General features: G+C 36.2%; 14 protein-coding genes. 1 reads left to right on the forward strand and 13 read right to left on the reverse strand.

The annotated features are described in order from the left end of the window. Window positions 1-151: 151 nt before the first annotated feature. The 5 genes from EKM60_RS09640 to EKM60_RS09660 all read right to left on the reverse strand — a co-directional run bounded on the left by EKM60_RS09640 (window position 152) and on the right by EKM60_RS09660 (window position 7,514). Window positions 152-1,693, reverse strand: a complete 1,542-nt coding sequence (locus EKM60_RS09640; protein WP_125714916.1) for an ABC-F family ATP-binding cassette domain-containing protein — start codon at window positions 1,691-1,693, stop codon at window positions 152-154. A 64-nt stretch (window positions 1,694-1,757) separates the two neighbouring features. Next, window positions 1,758-2,963, reverse strand: coding sequence for an LCP family glycopolymer transferase (locus EKM60_RS09645; RefSeq protein ID WP_125714919.1), 1,206 nt, complete (start codon window positions 2,961-2,963; stop codon window positions 1,758-1,760). 293 nt (window positions 2,964-3,256) lie between these two features. Continuing rightward, window positions 3,257-3,511 carry a hypothetical protein gene (locus tag EKM60_RS09650; protein ID WP_125714921.1) on the reverse strand — a complete coding sequence of 85 codons (255 nt, stop codon included), beginning with the start codon at window positions 3,509-3,511 and terminating at the stop codon, window positions 3,257-3,259. Between the two features lie 65 nt (window positions 3,512-3,576). Next, window positions 3,577-6,207, reverse strand: a complete 2,631-nt coding sequence (locus EKM60_RS09655; RefSeq protein ID WP_125714923.1) for a transglycosylase domain-containing protein — start codon at window positions 6,205-6,207, stop codon at window positions 3,577-3,579. 8 nt (window positions 6,208-6,215) lie between these two features. Beyond that, a complete protein-coding gene (locus tag EKM60_RS09660; protein ID WP_125714925.1) occupies window positions 6,216-7,514 on the reverse strand; it encodes a hypothetical protein in 1,299 nt (432 codons plus the stop codon). Window positions 7,515-7,588: 74 nt separating this feature from the next. Between EKM60_RS09660 and EKM60_RS09665 the strand changes: the two genes are divergently transcribed. Further along, window positions 7,589-8,518, forward strand: a complete 930-nt coding sequence (locus EKM60_RS09665) for a hypothetical protein (RefSeq protein ID WP_125714927.1) — start codon at window positions 7,589-7,591, stop codon at window positions 8,516-8,518. 38 nt (window positions 8,519-8,556) lie between these two features. On the opposite strand, the gene EKM60_RS09670 is transcribed toward EKM60_RS09665, so the two are convergent. The 8 genes from EKM60_RS09670 to gyrA all read right to left on the reverse strand — a co-directional run bounded on the left by EKM60_RS09670 (window position 8,557) and on the right by gyrA (window position 17,880). Continuing rightward, a complete protein-coding gene (locus EKM60_RS09670; RefSeq protein WP_125714929.1) occupies window positions 8,557-9,843 on the reverse strand; it encodes an adenylosuccinate synthase in 1,287 nt (428 codons plus the stop codon). Window positions 9,844-9,985: 142 nt separating this feature from the next. After that, entirely contained in the window at window positions 9,986-11,362 is a 1,377-nt protein-coding gene (gene dnaB / locus EKM60_RS09675) for a replicative DNA helicase (protein ID WP_125714931.1), read from the reverse strand. 5 nt (window positions 11,363-11,367) lie between these two features. After that, complete coding sequence (gene rplI / locus EKM60_RS09680; RefSeq protein WP_125714933.1) at window positions 11,368-11,823, reverse strand: 50S ribosomal protein L9; 456 nt, start codon at window positions 11,821-11,823, stop codon at window positions 11,368-11,370. A gap of 12 nt (window positions 11,824-11,835) precedes the next feature. After that, the gene (locus EKM60_RS09685) at window positions 11,836-13,842 is read right to left on the reverse strand and encodes a DHH family phosphoesterase (RefSeq protein WP_125714935.1); all 2,007 of its coding nucleotides are present in this window, start codon (window positions 13,840-13,842) and stop codon (window positions 11,836-11,838) included. 155 nt (window positions 13,843-13,997) lie between these two features. Continuing rightward, window positions 13,998-14,234, reverse strand: coding sequence for a 30S ribosomal protein S18 (gene rpsR, locus EKM60_RS09690; protein ID WP_125592736.1), 237 nt, complete (start codon window positions 14,232-14,234; stop codon window positions 13,998-14,000). A gap of 19 nt (window positions 14,235-14,253) precedes the next feature. Then, window positions 14,254-14,808 (reverse strand): single-stranded DNA-binding protein, encoded by a 555-nt coding sequence (gene ssb / locus EKM60_RS09695; RefSeq protein ID WP_125714937.1) that lies wholly within the window; start codon window positions 14,806-14,808, stop codon window positions 14,254-14,256. A 37-nt stretch (window positions 14,809-14,845) separates the two neighbouring features. After that, the gene (rpsF, locus tag EKM60_RS09700) at window positions 14,846-15,142 is read right to left on the reverse strand and encodes a 30S ribosomal protein S6 (RefSeq protein ID WP_125714939.1); all 297 of its coding nucleotides are present in this window, start codon (window positions 15,140-15,142) and stop codon (window positions 14,846-14,848) included. Between the two features lie 197 nt (window positions 15,143-15,339). Then, window positions 15,340-17,880, reverse strand: a complete 2,541-nt coding sequence (gene gyrA / locus EKM60_RS09705) for a DNA gyrase subunit A (RefSeq protein WP_225427044.1) — start codon at window positions 17,878-17,880, stop codon at window positions 15,340-15,342. Between the last annotated feature and the right edge of the window lie 13 nt (window positions 17,881-17,893).

Here is a 17,893-nt window from a genome sequence, read left to right on the forward strand (position 1 = left end):
GACAAGTTAATGTCAACAACTTTTTAAAATAATTATTTGAAGGTAAAGATGAAAGGAACTCATCAATACGTTGTCGCCGTTGCTCTGTCGCAACAACAGGTAATATATTACTAGTTAAGTAACACCTTTGCAAGTACTTTTGTAAAAAAGATTACATTTTTTTGATTTGCTCTATATCTAGTACCTTGTCGATCCAGTCACTACTATAGAAGCCCTCTTCGTGGGTAACTAAGATCATAGATCCAGGGTAATTTCTTAGAGCTTTTCGCAATGAAGATTTACTTTCATCGTCCAAATGATTAGTTGGTTCATCCATAAATAGAAAGTTTGTTGGATCAAACATCAAATCAGCAATCTTAACTTTTGTCTGCTCACCACCAGATAATGATCTAATTGGAGACATGATCTGCTGACTTGTTAGTCCAGTTCTAGCCAGAACCTGTCTAACTTCCTTGTTATCTTTCTCAGGATGTTCCTCTCCAACAATTTGGAATGGAGTTGCCATCTTATTCTTCCAATCAAGATCCTGCTTAAAGTATCCAACCTTAACAACTTCTGAAAAATCAAAATTACCTTCGATTGGTTTAATAATATCTAATAGTGTCTTGATCAATGTAGACTTACCGATACCATTGAATCCTTTGATAACCATTTTTTCTCCACTTACTATAGAGAAGTTCAGCATCTGCTCAAATAAAGGTTTGTCATAGCCTATCTTTAGATCGTTTACTTCAAGTACCATTCGAGAACTGGGGATTTCTTGATACGGGAAGTTAAAGCTGGCAATTTTCTTATTACCAGGTGGTGTTAGAACATCCATATGTGCTAACTGCTTCTCACGACTCTTAGCACTTTTAGATCTAGTACCGGCCTTAAACTTTCTAATATAAGCTTTGGTCTTTGAAATTTTTTCTTGTTGTTTAACATAGGCTTTCATATATGTTTCTTTGTTAGCAGCCTTCTGTTTCATAACTTGCTTAAGATTACCGGTGTACTTAGTGATCTTACCAAATTCAATATCTGCTACACAGTTAACGATTTTATCCAAAAAACCGTAATCATGGGAAATAACTATAAAGGCACCTTCAAAATCATTCAAATAGTCTGATAACCATTCAATATGATTAGTATCCAAGTAGTTAGTTGGCTCATCTAATAAAATCATATCTGGTTTTTCTAAAAGGATTTTAGCCAAAATGATCTTTGAACGTTGACCACCACTTAGTTTTGAAACGTCATGGTCATATCCAATAGCATCTAGTCCTAAACCAGTAGCAACTTGTTCGATTTTAGTATCCAGCTCGTAAAAATCATTAGCATCCAATATCTCTTGAAGTTTACCAGCCTTTTCCAAGTCATCATCGTCTGGATCGTTCATATAAATTTCAGTCAACTTATCATTTGCTTCATACAACTTATCAAAAGCAGTTTGAAGATATTCTTTTATGGACATCCCTTCAACTAGTTTTGCTTGCTGATCTAAATAGCCCACTGTTAAATGTTTTTGCCAAGTGATCTTACCTTCATCGGGTTCGATCTGGCCTGTCAAAATTTTGATGAAAGTAGACTTACCCACTCCATTTTGACCAGTGATTCCCAGATGATCTTCTTTGTTTACTTGGAGACTTGCGTCATCGTAAAGTCTTTTATCCAAGAATTGTTGTGTTAAATCATGTACCTCTAAAACGCTCATAAATAAACTCCTTATTTTAAAAACATAACAAAAGGCCGAAACAAATTCTGCTTCAGCCTTTTAATTAAAATCCTGATAGTCCGATCGTATCGTCTCTATCTTTATTAGTACCTTCACTACTTGGCGTACTCTTAATCTTAGTTTCATAATTCTGGTTTTGATCACCTGTGTACTTAAACGAGAATCCTAAAGACTTATTGTACTTATTCAATTTTGTTTCTTGATTATCTAAAGTTGCTGGTGTTAAATCCAATTGCTTTCTTAGCTTATCAGACACACGTTGCAATTCTTTGGTTGGAGCAATTTCATACGAAGATCCATTAATCGTTGAACTGAATCCTTGAACATGATCTGAACCGATCTTCTTGGAAGCTCCTCGATAGTTAAGAAAAATAGACTGCATATCACTGAAACTCAGATTTGTTGTCATTGAATTTGAAATACTGTTCAATACTTTCTGATAGTGAGTGAATGTGTTCGCACTTGCTGCACTCTTAATAATAGCAGAGATTACCTGTCTTTGACGTTTTTGTCTACCGTAATCACCTTCAGGATCTTCATATCTCATTCTTGAGTAATCCAATGCCTGCTTACCGTTAAGGTGCATTTCACCCTTCTTAAAGTGAGATTCTTTTTCATCAGTATCTCCATAAGAAAAGCTGAATGGGACATCAACATCAACACCACCGACACTATTAACGATCTTTTTCAATGAATTAAAGTCGACTTTTACATAGTAATCAATGGGAACATTCAAGAGTTTTTCAGTTGTCGCAACAGCACTCTCTTCGTTACCTATATTGTAAGCAGAATTGATTTTTTGAATCTTCTTAGTGTTGTTGTTAGTGTCTTTCCAAATTTGAGCCATAGTATCTCTTGGTACTGATACCATTGTCGTCTTATTAGTCTTTGGATTGACGGTCACAATGATCATCGTATCTGAATTACCGCGATAATCTAATTCCATATCTCTAACGCCGCCATCAGTCGTATCTACACCTAACAATAAAATTGAGATAGGTTTCTTATCGGAAATCTTAACTGAAGCTTGTTTACCATCCAGTGCCTTGTAAGTCTTGCCCAAAGTTTCTTGTGTCTGAGCATAAATCCTAAATCCATACGCACCTAATATGAAAAATACTGTTAAAACTACTAAGCCTAGAATTTTTAGGAAGGATTTCTTTGTCCCTCCACCATTATTAGAAGCCAACGCACTATTTCTAGTCAAACGACGTCTTTGCTCCCTAGACATATTATTCTTATTATTCATAAATAAACTCCGTTTAGTATATCCCTGAGATTTTCCATTATTTTATGAAAAATGGACATATTTGTACAACGTTAATAATATACCCTAAAAATATGAAGAAATTTAGTGTACGTTGAAACAATTATAAAAGTTTAAGCTATTCTGTCAAATTGTGAAATAATAAATGTCCCCAGAAACTGGTAGAAAATACACCTTTATCCTAAAAAAAAGAGAAAACAGATCAAAACTTGAAAAACTCAAGTAATATCTGCTTTCTCTTTTCTAATAATTAAAACTTATTGCAATACTACCAACTACAATACTCGATCCAAATTAGGAACTTTATCTGTTTTTTCAGATTTAGATGCAACGTCAACCTTACCGTCATTCAAAGTAAATTCATCTTTATTGCGACAACGTGGACACTGCATTGTAATTTCGTATTTAACAGAGTCGTCTGGATTAGTTCCCAGTTCCTTTTTCTTAAGGATCAGCATGGCTGGATGATTGCATTGACTGCATTTAAATAGCAATATTTTTCCCTCAGAAACTTTATCTGCTAAGCTCATTGTCCTTAACCTCCATTAATTATTCTATTTAAATGTTAATAGATTGCGTACCTCATGACAACCTCTTAATTGCTACTATTAACGTTTATTTTCACGTCTGGAACGTTTCCACCATAACTTCTGATTTCATTCATAATATCAATCAATTTTTGCTTTTGATTTTCTTTATCAGAATCATCATTGTTGTAAGCGTCTTTAACCTTTTGCAATTGAGAATTGTATTGTGGCATCAGGTCATTTACTTTAGCTTTACGCTTTGAGGCTCGTTCTGATTCAATTTGTTCTTTTTCTTGATTATATTTGGCAATCTTCTTATTATCTTTTGAAGTTTGGAACATTGCTTGACTCATATTAAGGTCTTTTTGTAGATCAAGAATCTGGTTGTTAAAGTCACTCTTAGCATTCTGACGTTTAACATTGGCATTCAAATAACGGATCTTTTGTAATTGATCCAACTTTTTATTGTATTGAGATTGTTTGATAATTGGAGACTCTTTATACTTCTCGATTGCCTTTTCAACTTTACGTTCACGAGAATATTCTTCTTTTTTCGTTAAGTGATAAATGATCCGATAATCTAAGTTAGCCAAACGTTCAGAATTCTTATTTGTCTGTTCAGTATTATATTTAGAAAAGTCTGTATCAATAATATCTTGTATTGACTGCTTCCTATTCTTAGTTTGAACTGACAATTTATCACCATTAACCGTGATAGTACTTGGTTTCTTAAAGTCTTTATTCTTCTCTTTAAGCGAATCAACCAAATACTCACCTTCAGCTTTAAAAGCCTGCATCGAAAGATTCTCTTCAGCGGCAGTCAATGTCGATGGCATATCATTACCGGTCCAATTAGCAATCGTAAATCTTGGTGTCATACCCACAAAATATGAATCCTTAGTATCATCAGTCGTACCTGTTTTACCAGCTGTAAAGTCATAGTTATCCAATTTAGCATTTTTACCTGAACCATCACTAATTACTGATTGCATGGTATTCAACGTCATATAACTGGCATCCCTAGTATAAATGGATTTTTTAGGGTGAGTATTTTGATAAATATATCGTTCATTGGCATTATCATAAATACTGCTCAAATTACTTGGGGCTATAAAACTACCACCCCTTGAGAATGAACTATATGCTGAAGCCATCTCAGTGGTAGTTACACCATTTTGAAAACCACCAATGGCAATGATTGGATTATCGTCTTCTGGCGCTAATCTGGCAAAGTCCATCTTGATCAAATTGTTATAATACAAGTGTTTATTGTCTTCTAAAGCCAATTTATAAGCAACAGTATTAATTGAATTTGCCAAAGCATCACGAACGGTCGTCTTACCTTTATAACCACTATACCAATTCTTTCTACCGGCAATTGCCGAATCAATAACGGTACTTTGTGGCAAATAGCCACGCTCGAAGGCTGGAGCATAGGCTGTAATTGGTTTAGAAGCAGAACCTGGCTGACGATAACCTGTAATAGCACGATTAACTTGGTCTCCATCAGTCGTTCTACCACCAATAATTGCTAAAACATCCCCTGTTTGGTTATCAACTACTGTACTAGATACTTGTGGTGCCAACTTTCCGTGTACATCTCGTCCGGTATATGACTTATAGGTATCAGAAACGATGCTTTCGATTTTATTCTGGACATCCATGTCAATAGTCGTATGGATACTATATCCACCTTCCAATAACTCACCACGAGCCCGCTCAAATTCTTGTTGATATTTAGCGTAGTACTGACTCATCTCTTTATCACTGCTGAATTTGTACTTCATCATAAAGCCAGACGACTTCATAAGTTCTTCGGCAGCATTATTGACGGCATAACTTAGCGCATAATTATTGGAAACATCGTTATCAAATTTATGTTCATTGATCTTCAATCCTAATGGTCGCTTTCTGGCGTTCAAATAGGCGTTATGACTGATCAATTTATTCTTATAGAAAATGTATAATACCATGTTCCTACGCTTCAATGAGCGTTGCGGATAACTGACAGGATCATAGTAAGCCGGGTTATTCGGAATACCAACTAGCATTGCCAGTTTATCAATTGATAATTCATTTTGATTCTTAGAGAAATAATAATCGGCGGCGCTGCTAAACCCATATGAACCATGGCCCATGTAAACGTCATTGATATAAAATTCTAGAATCTGTTTTTTGGTAAACTTCTTTTCCAGTTGTTGGGCAATAACCATTTCCTTTAACTTACGATCGACTGTTTGTGATTGATCTTTTAGAACAACATTTTTAACCAACTGCTGTGTCAAGGTTGACCCACCTTCGATCCTACGATGTAGGATTCTGGCTCCGATCGATCGAATGATAGCATAAACATCGACCCCATGATGAATATAGAATCTCTGATCTTCAACCTTTACCAATCCTTTAGTGATCTTAGGATTGATCTTATTTATCGGCACATAATCAGAACTTGACTGTGATAACTTCTTTAAGACTTTGCCGTTACGATCATATATAACGGTAGAGTTTTTAGGGCGGAAATCGCTCTTTGTCAGACCTTCACTGTATGAATAACCGTCAGCAATCGCACCTTTGATATCATAACCATACTTCATCCAAAATGTCCCGATCCCACTTAAAATAAGAATGATCAATATCAGTATTATCCACGGCCATTTTCTATGTTTTCTTTTAACTGTATTTCTCTTAGCTTCTCGCATAATGACCCCTAATCAGCGTAGAATATTGTTCCCGATGAAATCTTAGATTGCAAACTCGATAAGTCTGATGAACTTATTTGTAGTCCATTACTATAACTGCTTCCACCAGAATAAATAAATCCAATTGTTGATCCATTGCTGAAGTAGATCGACTTACTCAAACTGCTATTATTCTTCATCCAAAAGACTGGCGTAGCTGAATTGAAATCAGACGTTGTATTATCGGCGTCAGTAATATCATTACTCTCCAAAGTACTGTCAGTCGCATTAGTTAGATACTGTCCAAAACTACTATTACTACTGTCCGTGATGATGGCATCATTATTGCCTGCTGAAGTAATGACTTTCTTGATACTATACTTACCTGAACTTACTCTTGAATTACTTACTGAAATATATCCACTTTCAGCTACGTAATTTCCGTTAACATTAGTCATCAAAGCTAATTTACTACTACTAGAATCATAGTAAAGAACAGTCTTGCCCGTTAAACCAGCATTATTCAACGTATCAGAATCATTATCTGATTTATCAAGCGTTCCGATAATATCGACATTGGCTGCTTTATATTTCTCCGTCAAAGGCGAATTTCTCAAAGCATCTAGTTGCTCCTTTGCAGCAGTAACTCTAGCACTGGCACCCTTATGGTTAGCATAGTAGTCAGTCATCTTCGAAACTGCTTCAGTCCACTGTTTTTTAATTGTCTTATTCTTGATCAACTTATAATAGGCATTGACCATGGAGATCTTTTTGATGTCCAAACTAGCATTGTCACTGCTGAACTTATCCCAAGTTTTAGAAATATACCCATTAGCATCTTGAGTTTGTTCAAACCAGATTTGAATCATATCCAATCTATTACGCTGCTTCTGATAAACATCCTGATTCTTTTCTTTTAGCAGTTTTTTATCTAATTCGTCAATTTCACCACTAGAAACACCATCTTTATAGTTGCTCTTTCCATCAAAGAGAGCCGAAACCTGCTCAGCTCGTATTGATCTGGCATCGATATATTGTTCTAGTTCATGATACCTTTTAACGTTATCCTTAGTTATGATATTATTTCCACTGACTTTTATCAGCTTGCCCACAAAACTCACTGAACCAGAATCAACATGTGTTTTTAAAACTTTGTTAGTCTTATCCTGATATTGACCATTTATCTTAGCTGTTACAGCCGCATTGACTACCCCGCGTGAAAGCATGACAAAAAATATAACTGCTGTGATAGCAGCAATTACCTTGGCCCCTAGTAGTAAATAGTGTACTGATGAAGAACTACCTTTTAAATCTTTTTTATCTTTCACGATTTTCCTCAAATAACGTTTCTTTTTGTATATTATATATATTAAAGTACCACAATTATAAAGGGTGAGAAATTTTGAAAAAATTATTAAAAAAACATCTGAAATTATTAATTACTTTACTGATCCTAATCTTAATAATTTTAACCTATGTCTTCAACTGGGGAAATATCAAAGATAAGACTGTCAACAAAATATCTTCGATCACGATCCCCTTCTCTTTGATCGTCAATCCTAAAAATATCGATCAGGATGTCACGCCAAAATCGATCAAATTAAATGATAAGGATTTTGAAGCTGACAAGACTCAAGCCATCAATCTAGTTAATACGATCAACAGCAATTATAAAGCTACCAAAGATTTTAATTTTCTCACTGAAAAACAGGATAAGTCTCTCACCGATAAAATCAAAAAGCAATCGCATCAATACATCCATGATGTCACTCTGTTGAATTTTGGAAAAGACCGTAAAGGTAAATACTTGACCATCAGTCTGAATCAATACAATGACACCAAACAAATAGTCAGTTATCGCTATCGTCTATATCACAAGAAATCACAGATATTCTCAGTTAAATATCTAAAACAGACTTCAAATACCTATCCTCCACGTTTCATTATTCCTGATGTTGAAGTTGGGGATGCTGGCATCAACAATTCTAAGAATTTCATGCAGCGTCTCAAAACGGCTGTCATCAATTCCAATTTAACAATGAACAATGCATCTGAACCGGGTAACTTCAATCAAATTGCTATAAATCTTGGACTTAATGCCGATAAGAGCAATAAGGGACTCTACAATCTAGCTAAAAATTCTAACTCCAGAGTAACTAATTACGGAATAGTTGGTTATGAAATATCTGACGTACCTCGTCATTCACGAGTCTATATCAAACAACTAAGTAAAAATAAGCATTATTATTACACTCTAACTTATAACCGTAACAGCAAAAAATTTGTCAGTTTTCAAAAGGGCATCATATCAACTGATAACAGAGCAAAATAAAAGTGGATACCTAAACGGTATCCACTTTTCACTTTTAATTAAGCATTCCAAACATCATTAACTTCAATTGTTTGTTCACGATCAGGACCAACTGATACAGTCGCATATTCAACGCCAAGTTGTTCCTTCAAGAAATCAAGATAATTTCTAGCTGCTTCTGGAAGATCACTGAGCTTTTTAGCACCTGTAATATCGTCATCCCAGCCCGCAAATGTCTTATAAACGGGTTTGCATTGAGCCAAGATATTAAGATTAGCAGGATACTCATCAATTATTTTTCCATTCAAATCATATCCGGTACATACTTTGATCTCTTTTAGACCAGTTAAAACATCAAGACAGTTTAGTGAGAGATGAGTAACACCAGCCACGTTAGCTGAATGACGTAAAACAACTGTATCTAACCAACCAACACGACGAGGACGATGTGTAACTGTTCCATATTCATGACCAGCATCTCGCAAGAAATCACCAATTTCATTCTCTTGTTCTGTTGGGAATGGTCCAGCACCGACACGTGATGTATACGCTTTGACAACCCCAATGACCTTATCAACCATCGGAGCACCAATACCAGCACCTGTGGTAACACCACCAGCGGGATTAGATGAAGTTACATATGGATATGTACCATGGTCAATATCAAGCATGATCCCTTGTGCACCTTCAAATAAAACATTCTTACCATTCTTTAGCTCTTTATTTAAATAAGCTGAAGTGTCAATAACACGATCTTTTACATCTTGTCCAAATTGATAGTACTTTTCAAAAACATCATCAAACTTGATCTCATCTGAATTGTAAATTTTTGTAAATAATTCATTTTTTTGCTTCAAGTTTTCTGTAAGTAGGCTCTTGAAGATATCCTTATCCAAGATATCGGCCATTCTGATACCGATACGAGCAACTTTATCCATATAGGCTGGACCAATACCTCTATTAGTAGTTCCGACTTTAGAATCGCCTCTGGCAGCTTCTTGAAGGGAATCCAGTTTAATGTGATAAGGCAAGATCAATTGTGCACGGTTTGAAATCTTCAAGCTTGAAGTATCAACACCTTGTTCGTGCAAACGATTCAACTCTTCTAAAAGAGATTCTAGATTTAAAACAACACCATTACCAATAACACTAGTCTTATCAGGATAAAGAATTCCTGATGGGACTGATCTTAATTTGTAAACATTGCCATCAATGTTTAGGGTATGACCGGCATTATCTCCACCTTGATATCTAGCGATAATATTTGCTTCACCACTGAAATAATCAGTGATTTTACCTTTTCCTTCGTCACCCCATTGGGTACCTACTACAACAACTGTTGTCATGTCTATCTCCTCTTAATTGATTGAGTTTTTGGAACTTGGTTTGAAACGAGCTGCGAAGAGACGGATTTCTGCGCTTACTACGACTACTAGCATGGCAGGTTCGCAATTCTAGTTAGTCTCTACTGTCTCTTCTCCGCTCTCTCTAATTTTCAGGGATATTGGCTATCGATGAAAATTTATTATAAGACTTCACAAACAATAACTTGGCAGTCCCACGCGGACCGGAACGGTTTTTACTAACAATGACTTCTACTTCACCGACGTCTTGATCCTCCTGATCCTGTGGTTCACTGTTATCATCCCCATCTTCATCACGATAGTAATCATCACGATAAAGAAAGGCAACGATATCAGCATCCTGTTCAATTGAACCAGATTCACGAATATCTGACAACATTGGTCTCTTATCCTGGCGTTGTTCAACACCACGGGAAAGCTGTGATAACGCAATTATTGGGACATGTAATTCTTTAGCTAATTTCTTTAAGTTACGTGAAATTACTGAAACTTCTTGTTGTCTGTTCTCTTGACCTGTACCTTCGATCAACTGTAAATAATCAATGATGACTAAATCCAACTTGCCGCTTTCTTTTAACAATCGACGACATTTTGATCTGATTTCAGCCATTTTAACACCGGGGGTATCGTCAATATAGACATTAGTTCGAGACAAACTCCCCATGGCAACAACCAAACTGTTCCATTGATTCTCATCCAATTGACCTGTACGCAATGAATTAGCGTCGATACTACCTTCAGAACAGATCATACGGTTAACTAATTGTTCAGCACCCATTTCCAATGAGAAGATGGCAACCGTTGCTTGATCTTTAGTTGCAGCATTTTGAGCGAGATTCAACGCAAAGGCTGTTTTACCAACACCGGGACGTGCGGCTAAAATGATCAATTCATCTTTATGCAAGCCCGTCGTTAAATTATCAAGATCTTTATAACCTGTTGAAAGTCCAGTGACATCAGTATCTTCACCATATAATTTATCAATTTCATTGAAAGACGACTTTACAACATCGGAAATTCTTCTGAATCCTTGATGGTTGCGATTCTCAGAAACTTCCATAATGTCTTTTTCAGATTGATCAATGATCGTATCAAGGTCATCAGACTCTTCAAAACTACGAGAGACAATAGTTGTACCAGCATTGATCAAACGTCTTAAGACGGCTTTATTTTTGACGATACGGGCATAATAGCTAGTATTAGCAGCCGTTGGTACAGCATTAGCCAGATCGGCTAGGTAACTAACCCCGCCTATATCCTCAACTTGATTTAAACGATCAAGCTCATTTTGAACAGTCACGACGTCGACTGGAGATTCCTGATCATTTAAATTAACCATTGCCTGGAAGACTAATTGATTAGCATGTTGATAAAAATCTTCAGCTTCAACGTATTCCATCGCTTCAACTAGTGCATATTGGCTTAAAAATACCGCACCTAAAACAGCTTGTTCAGCATCTTTATCATTTGGCGGTATTCTTGTTGTCATTTCATTATTCATTTAAATTACTTCTTTTCAGCAACGTGTACTCTAATTGTTGCCTCAACACCCTCAAAAATTTTACTTTTAACATTGATGTAGCCTAATGACTTAACACCTTCGTTTAATTCCATCTTGTGTTTATCAACTTTTAAGCCATATTGTTTTTCTAGTTCTTCTGAAATTTTCTTACTTGTGACTGAACCGAATAGTCGACCATCAGCACCTGATTTAGCTGAGATCTCAACAATAGTTTTGTCATCTTCAATTTGCTTTTTTAGTGCTTGGGCTTGAGCTAACTCTTCTTTATAGTTCTTAGCTTCTTTATTTTGTTCAGCTTTGAGTTTAGCTACATTTTGGTTAGTAGCTTCAATAGCTTTGTTATTTTTGATCAAGAAGTTTTGGGCATAACCATCTGCAACGTTCTTTACTTCACCCTTTTTTCCTTTTCCTCTTACATCTGCGGTAAAAATAACTTTCACGATGGATTCCTCCTAGTTTTTATTTTCAGATTCAGATAAAACCTGGACCAGTTGTTCTTTAGCTTCATTGACAGTCACATCAGAAATTTGAGTTGCGGCATCAGATAAGTGACCGCCACCGCCCAATTTCTCCATGATAACTTGGACATTAATATTACCTAAACTACGTGCAGAAATACCTACACGATCATCTGGACGCTTACTAATAACAAATGAGGCCTCGACATTATTTAATGATAACAATGTATCAGCTGCTTGAGCAACAATTACTGGGTCATAAACCCGATCATTTTCACCAAAGCAAACTGCCATCTGATTTCCAATCATGGTGATCGATTCGATCAGATGATTTCTCTGAATAAATGAATCAATATTCTCTTTTAAAAGATTTTGAATCAGAGTTTCATCAGCTCCGACTGAACGTAAGTAACTAGCGGCATCAAAGGTTCTGGTACCAGTTCTAAGTGAGAAGGATTTGGTATCGACTGTGATTCCGGCCAATAAAGAAGTAGCTTCGATTTTCTCGATAGCTTTCTTATTCTTAGGTTGATATTCTAACATTTCAGTAATCAACTCACTGGTTGATGATGCGTAAGGTTCAATATAAATCAACATTGGATTCTCAGGGAACTCTTCACCACGACGATGGTGATCGATAACGACAACCTTTTCGCTGGTCTTATTGAATAGATCTGGATTGATCGAGATACTCTGCTTAGAATGATCGACCATAACGATCAATGTGTTAGAAGTAACAGTATTCAGTGACTCTTCTGATGAAATAATGTCATCTTTTATAGCTGGATCTTCATCGATCAAACTGATCAAACGACTAACGTCCGTATGTAGATCCTTAGTGTCGATCACGATTTTACATGGAGTATTGTTCATCTGTGCAATTCTTCTGATACCTAAACATGAACCTAAAACATCCATATCAGGATGATTATGTCCCATAACTAACACTTGATCGCTGTCTTTTAGTAACTCTTGTAAAGCTTCACTGATCATTCTTGCTCGAACACGTGTTCGTTTTTCCATTGGATCAGTATTTCCACCATAAAAACGAGCTTTCTTACCGATCTCTTTAACAACAACCTGATCTCCCCCTCGACCTAGTGATAGATTAAGGTTCTTTTGTGCTTCATCATTCAAAACATTCAAGTCATCAACACCATATGAGAATCCCATACTCAAAGTTAACGGAACATTTTGTTGGGATGTATATTCTCTAATGACATCTAAGATTTTAAATCCTTTTTTCTCCATGTTAAAAATCTTACCTGAATAGGCAACAATGAAGAAATGATCATCATCGATCCGTTTTAAAAACATTTGTTCGCTGGATGCCCAATTGGACAATTCATTGGTTATATAATTATCCAGATTGGAAACATCACGATCACTCATTGATTGTGTGATTTCTGCGTAATTATCCAAATATACTTGACCAATAACTGAACGGTTATCTTCATAGCGTCGTTCAATCTTGGAATAACGAGTTATATCCATAAAGTACATCGTCTGTAATTCTCTTTGGATCTGAACTAAATAGTACTTATCACCGATTTTTATAGTTTGATGAGATTCATTTTCTTGATCATCACTAACCAATGAAAGTAAATCATTTGAAATATCAGATAGACTCATACTAAATGCGGATTCGATCCCGGTTTTTTCAACAAAATAAGGATTGACCCATTGAACTTGATTATCATCATCATAAAGTAAGATTCCCAAAGGATATTCGACAAAACTATTATCCGTTCCCCGATCAATTCGATACTGCAAATTATTCGTATACTTACCCGCTTTTTCACCTAAAAGCAAGAAGAGGTATACAAAAAGTATCAACGAGATAATTACAAGCACAGCTTGAATATAGCCACTGATGGATCCATGTACCATACCAACAATTAAAATTGAAATCAGCATGACAATTAAAGATAGCGCTGTCAGTTGTGTTGAATAATCTACTCGAGAAAGGAAAAATCGCAGGTTAGATTTTATTTTTTCCATATTAGTCCCCTCTTAAACGTACCTCCTAATTTTATCACAGCAGGGTTTCACTTTTAATATCTAAATATAAGACTTTGATGATACCAAAATTGAAATTTCGTTAATTCAGAGAATAAAAAAAGACCACTTTTCAGTGGTCTTTAATTAATTTTCAATTAGTCTTCAGCGACGAATGGTAATAGAGCCATGATTCTTGCACGCTTGATAGCAATTGTAAGCTTTCTTTGGTTCTTAGCACTTGTACCAGTTACACGTCTTGGCAAAATCTTACCACGTTCTGAGATAAATCTCTTAAGTAATTCTGTATCTTTATAATCGATAAATTCGATATGGTTAGCTGCGATGAAGTCAACTTTACGTCTTCTACGTCCGCCTCTTCTTTGTTGAGCCATTTATGTCATTCCCTTCACTTTAGAATGGTAAGTCGTCATCTGATATGTCGATTGGTTTACTGTTGTCAGCAAATGGATCGCCCATATTATTTGAGTTGTTACTGTTATTGTTAGATTGATTGTTAAAGTTATTGTTATTGTTGCTATTATTGTTATTTGCTGGAGACTGATTTGATGATTGATTTTGTTGGTTATAATTAGGTGCTTGATTTGGATTACTATTACTACTTGAATTTGCTCTCTTTTCACTATCAGATCTAGACTCTAGTAATGAGAAGTTTTCAACAACTACCTCAGTAACATAGACTCTTTGTCCTTGTTGGTTTTCATAGTTACGTGTTTGAAGACGTCCATCAATTCCAACAAGTGAACCTTTATTAGTAAAATTAGAGAAGTTTTCAGCAGCCTTTCTCCAAATAACACAATTAATAAAATCAGCTTCGCGCTCACCTTGAGCATTAGTAAATTGTCTGTTTACAGCGACTGTAAAACTGGCAACTGCTGCACCATTGGCAGTATATCTAAGTTCAGGATCACGTGTCAGGCGCCCCACTAGAACTACTCGATTAATCATATACCTGCCTCCTTAAAATGTTTCACGTGAAACAAAACTAGTCTTCACGTTTGATGATCATGTGACGAAGAATGTTATCTTCGATCTTTGATAGACGATCGAATTCATTGATTGCTTCATCGTTATCAGCGTCTACGTTAATAATGTGGTAGACACCTTCTTTATAGTTAGCAATTTCGTATGCTAAGCGTTTCTTTTCCCAGTCTTTTGAATCGATTACTTTGGCGCCGTTATCTGTAAGGATCTTATCGAAACGATCGATTAGAGTTTTCTTTGCGTCTTCTTCAACATCAGGTTTGATGATGTATGTAATTTCGTAATGTGTTTCAGCCATGACTGTACACCTCCTTATGGTCTAATGGTTCTAATTAAAGAACAAGGAGCATAAATTAACTACATTTTATACTCACGATGTTATAGTTTAGCATAACTAACAAACAATTTCTAGATAAATTTCCCAATAAAAAAGTGTTTCTGCCTGACACGTATCAAAAACTTGATACATATCAAATTACGCAGAAACACTATTTTTTACTCTTCAGTATTATTTGAATCCTCATTTGTGTCAACTGAGTCGACAGATTCATCATCACTAGCTAGATCATCAGGATTTGATTCAGTGCTCTGATCAGCATCTTCTTCAGGTTCTTCGTGTTGGATCTTGGCCATAGTTGAAACGATAGAATCGCCATCAACCTTGATCAATCTAACGCCTAAAGTAGCACGACCAGTTTGTGACACGCTTTGAACTTCAAAACGGATCATAACACCCATATCCGTGATCAACATGATATCTTCATCCCCATTGACGGAAGTAACTCCGGCAATCGGTCCGTTCTTTTCAGTTACGTTAGCAGTCTTGATACCTTTACCGCCACGTCCCTTGATCGGATATTCTTCAACCTTAGTTCGCTTACCATACCCCTTTTCAGAGATCGTAAGAACTTCTTGTCCCGATTCAACGATTGATGAACCAACAACATAGTCCTCCTCACGAAGCTTGATACCACGAACACCAGCAGCAGTTCTACCCATTGGACGAACATCACTTTCTCTAAAGGTTACCGCGTAACCTCTATGAGTTCCGATAAAGATAACCTTGCTGCCATCTGTTAAGAAGACATTAGTTAATTCATCACCATCTTTTAAAGTGATCGAGCGAAGACCAGAATGTCTGATATTGGCAAAATCAGTTACTGGCGTACGCTTAACAGTTCCATATTTAGTAACAAAGAACAGGAATGAATTTTCCTTATCAACATCACGTCCGACATTGATAACGGTTTGGATCTTCTCACCTTTTTCAATGTTCAACAAATTGATAACGGGGATACCTTTAGCAGTACGACCGTATTCAGGGACCTCGTAACCTTTAGTCCGATAAACTTTACCAGTATTAGTAAAGAACAACATTCGATCATGAGTCGATGCGTAAATCATATGTTCAATAAAGTCATCATCATGAATACCCATACCTTGGATACCACGACCACCACGATTTTGAACTCTGAATTCATCAGCAGACAAGCGCTTGATATATCCGTTATGAGTCAAGACGACCAAGATATTCTCTTCTTCGATCAAGTCCTCATCTTCAATATTAGCAACTTCACTGGCACGAATCTCAGTTCTTCTAGGATCACCAAATTTATCTTGGATATCCAATAATTCATCATAAATTATTTTATCTACACGTTCTGGTGTATTCAAAATATCTTTGTAATCAGCAATTTTTACCAAAAGATCTTGATATTCAGCTTCAACTTTCTCGCGTTCCAAGCCAGTCAAACGAACCAAACGCATATCAAGAATAGCTTGCGATTGTTTATCTGATAACTTAAAACGATCCATCAAAGTTTGTTTAGCCACACTAGAAGTCTGCGAACCTCTGATAATACTGATAATTTCATCAATATGATCCAGAGCAATTCTTAGTCCTTCTAGAATATGGGCACGTGCCTGAGCACGATCTAATTCATATTGAGTTCTTCTTCTGATAACAACTTCTTGATGCTTTAAATAATAAACTAGAACTTCTTTAAGTGATAAAACACGTGGCGTTTTATCAACGATAGCAACCATATTGATACCGTAAGAAATTTGTAGTTGTGTCAGTTTATAGAGATTATTCAAGACAACAGAAGCACTCATATCACGACGAATATCAATAACGATCCTCATACCTTCACGGTCAGATTCATCATTTAGATCAGTGATTCCATCAAGCTTTTTATCACGTGCTAATTCAGCGATACGTTCAACTAAATTGGCCTTGTTGACCATATAAGGCAACTCAGTAACAATAATTTGTTCCTGACCACTCTTTTTGGTAACCACGTCGACTTTGGCACGCAAAATGATTGTACCTTTACCATTTTCATAGGCTTTTCTAATTCCAGAGCGACCCATGATGATTCCTCCAGTAGGGAAATCAGGTCCAGGTAGTACCTTCATCAAGTCAGCAATACTTGCATCTTTATTTCTCATCAAAATATGCAAAGCATCAATAACTTCTTTTAAGTTATGTGAAGGGATATTAGTAGTCATACCAACGGCAATTCCGGTTGCACCATTGACCAAAAGGTTTGGAAAACGTGCAGGAAGTACCATAGGTTCTTTTTCTTCACCGTCATAGTTTGGTACTAAATCAACGGTATCTTTATTAATATCACGCAACATTTCAACTGCCATCTTACTCATACGAGCTTCGGTATAACGCATGGCAGCGGGTGGATCACCATCAATTGAACCAAAGTTTCCGTGTCCATCGACTAATGGATAACGGTAACTAAAGTCCTGAGCCATTCTGACCATTGATTCATAAATGGCAGAGTCCCCATGTGGATGATACTTACCCATGATGTCACCGACAAAACGAGCACTCTTTTTATATGGTTTATCTGGCGTAACGCCAAGTTCGTTCATACCGTAAAGAATACGACGGTGAACTGGCTTCAACCCATCACGCACATCTGGAAGTGCTCTTGAAACGATAACACTAGCGGCATAATCCACGAAAGATTTTTTCATAACTTCCGTTAGATTAACATTGGATATTCTTCGATCGTCCATTAACTTGCTTTAC

Source organism: Companilactobacillus kedongensis, assembly GCF_003946625.1.
GTDB lineage: Bacteria > Bacillota > Bacilli > Lactobacillales > Lactobacillaceae > Companilactobacillus > Companilactobacillus kedongensis.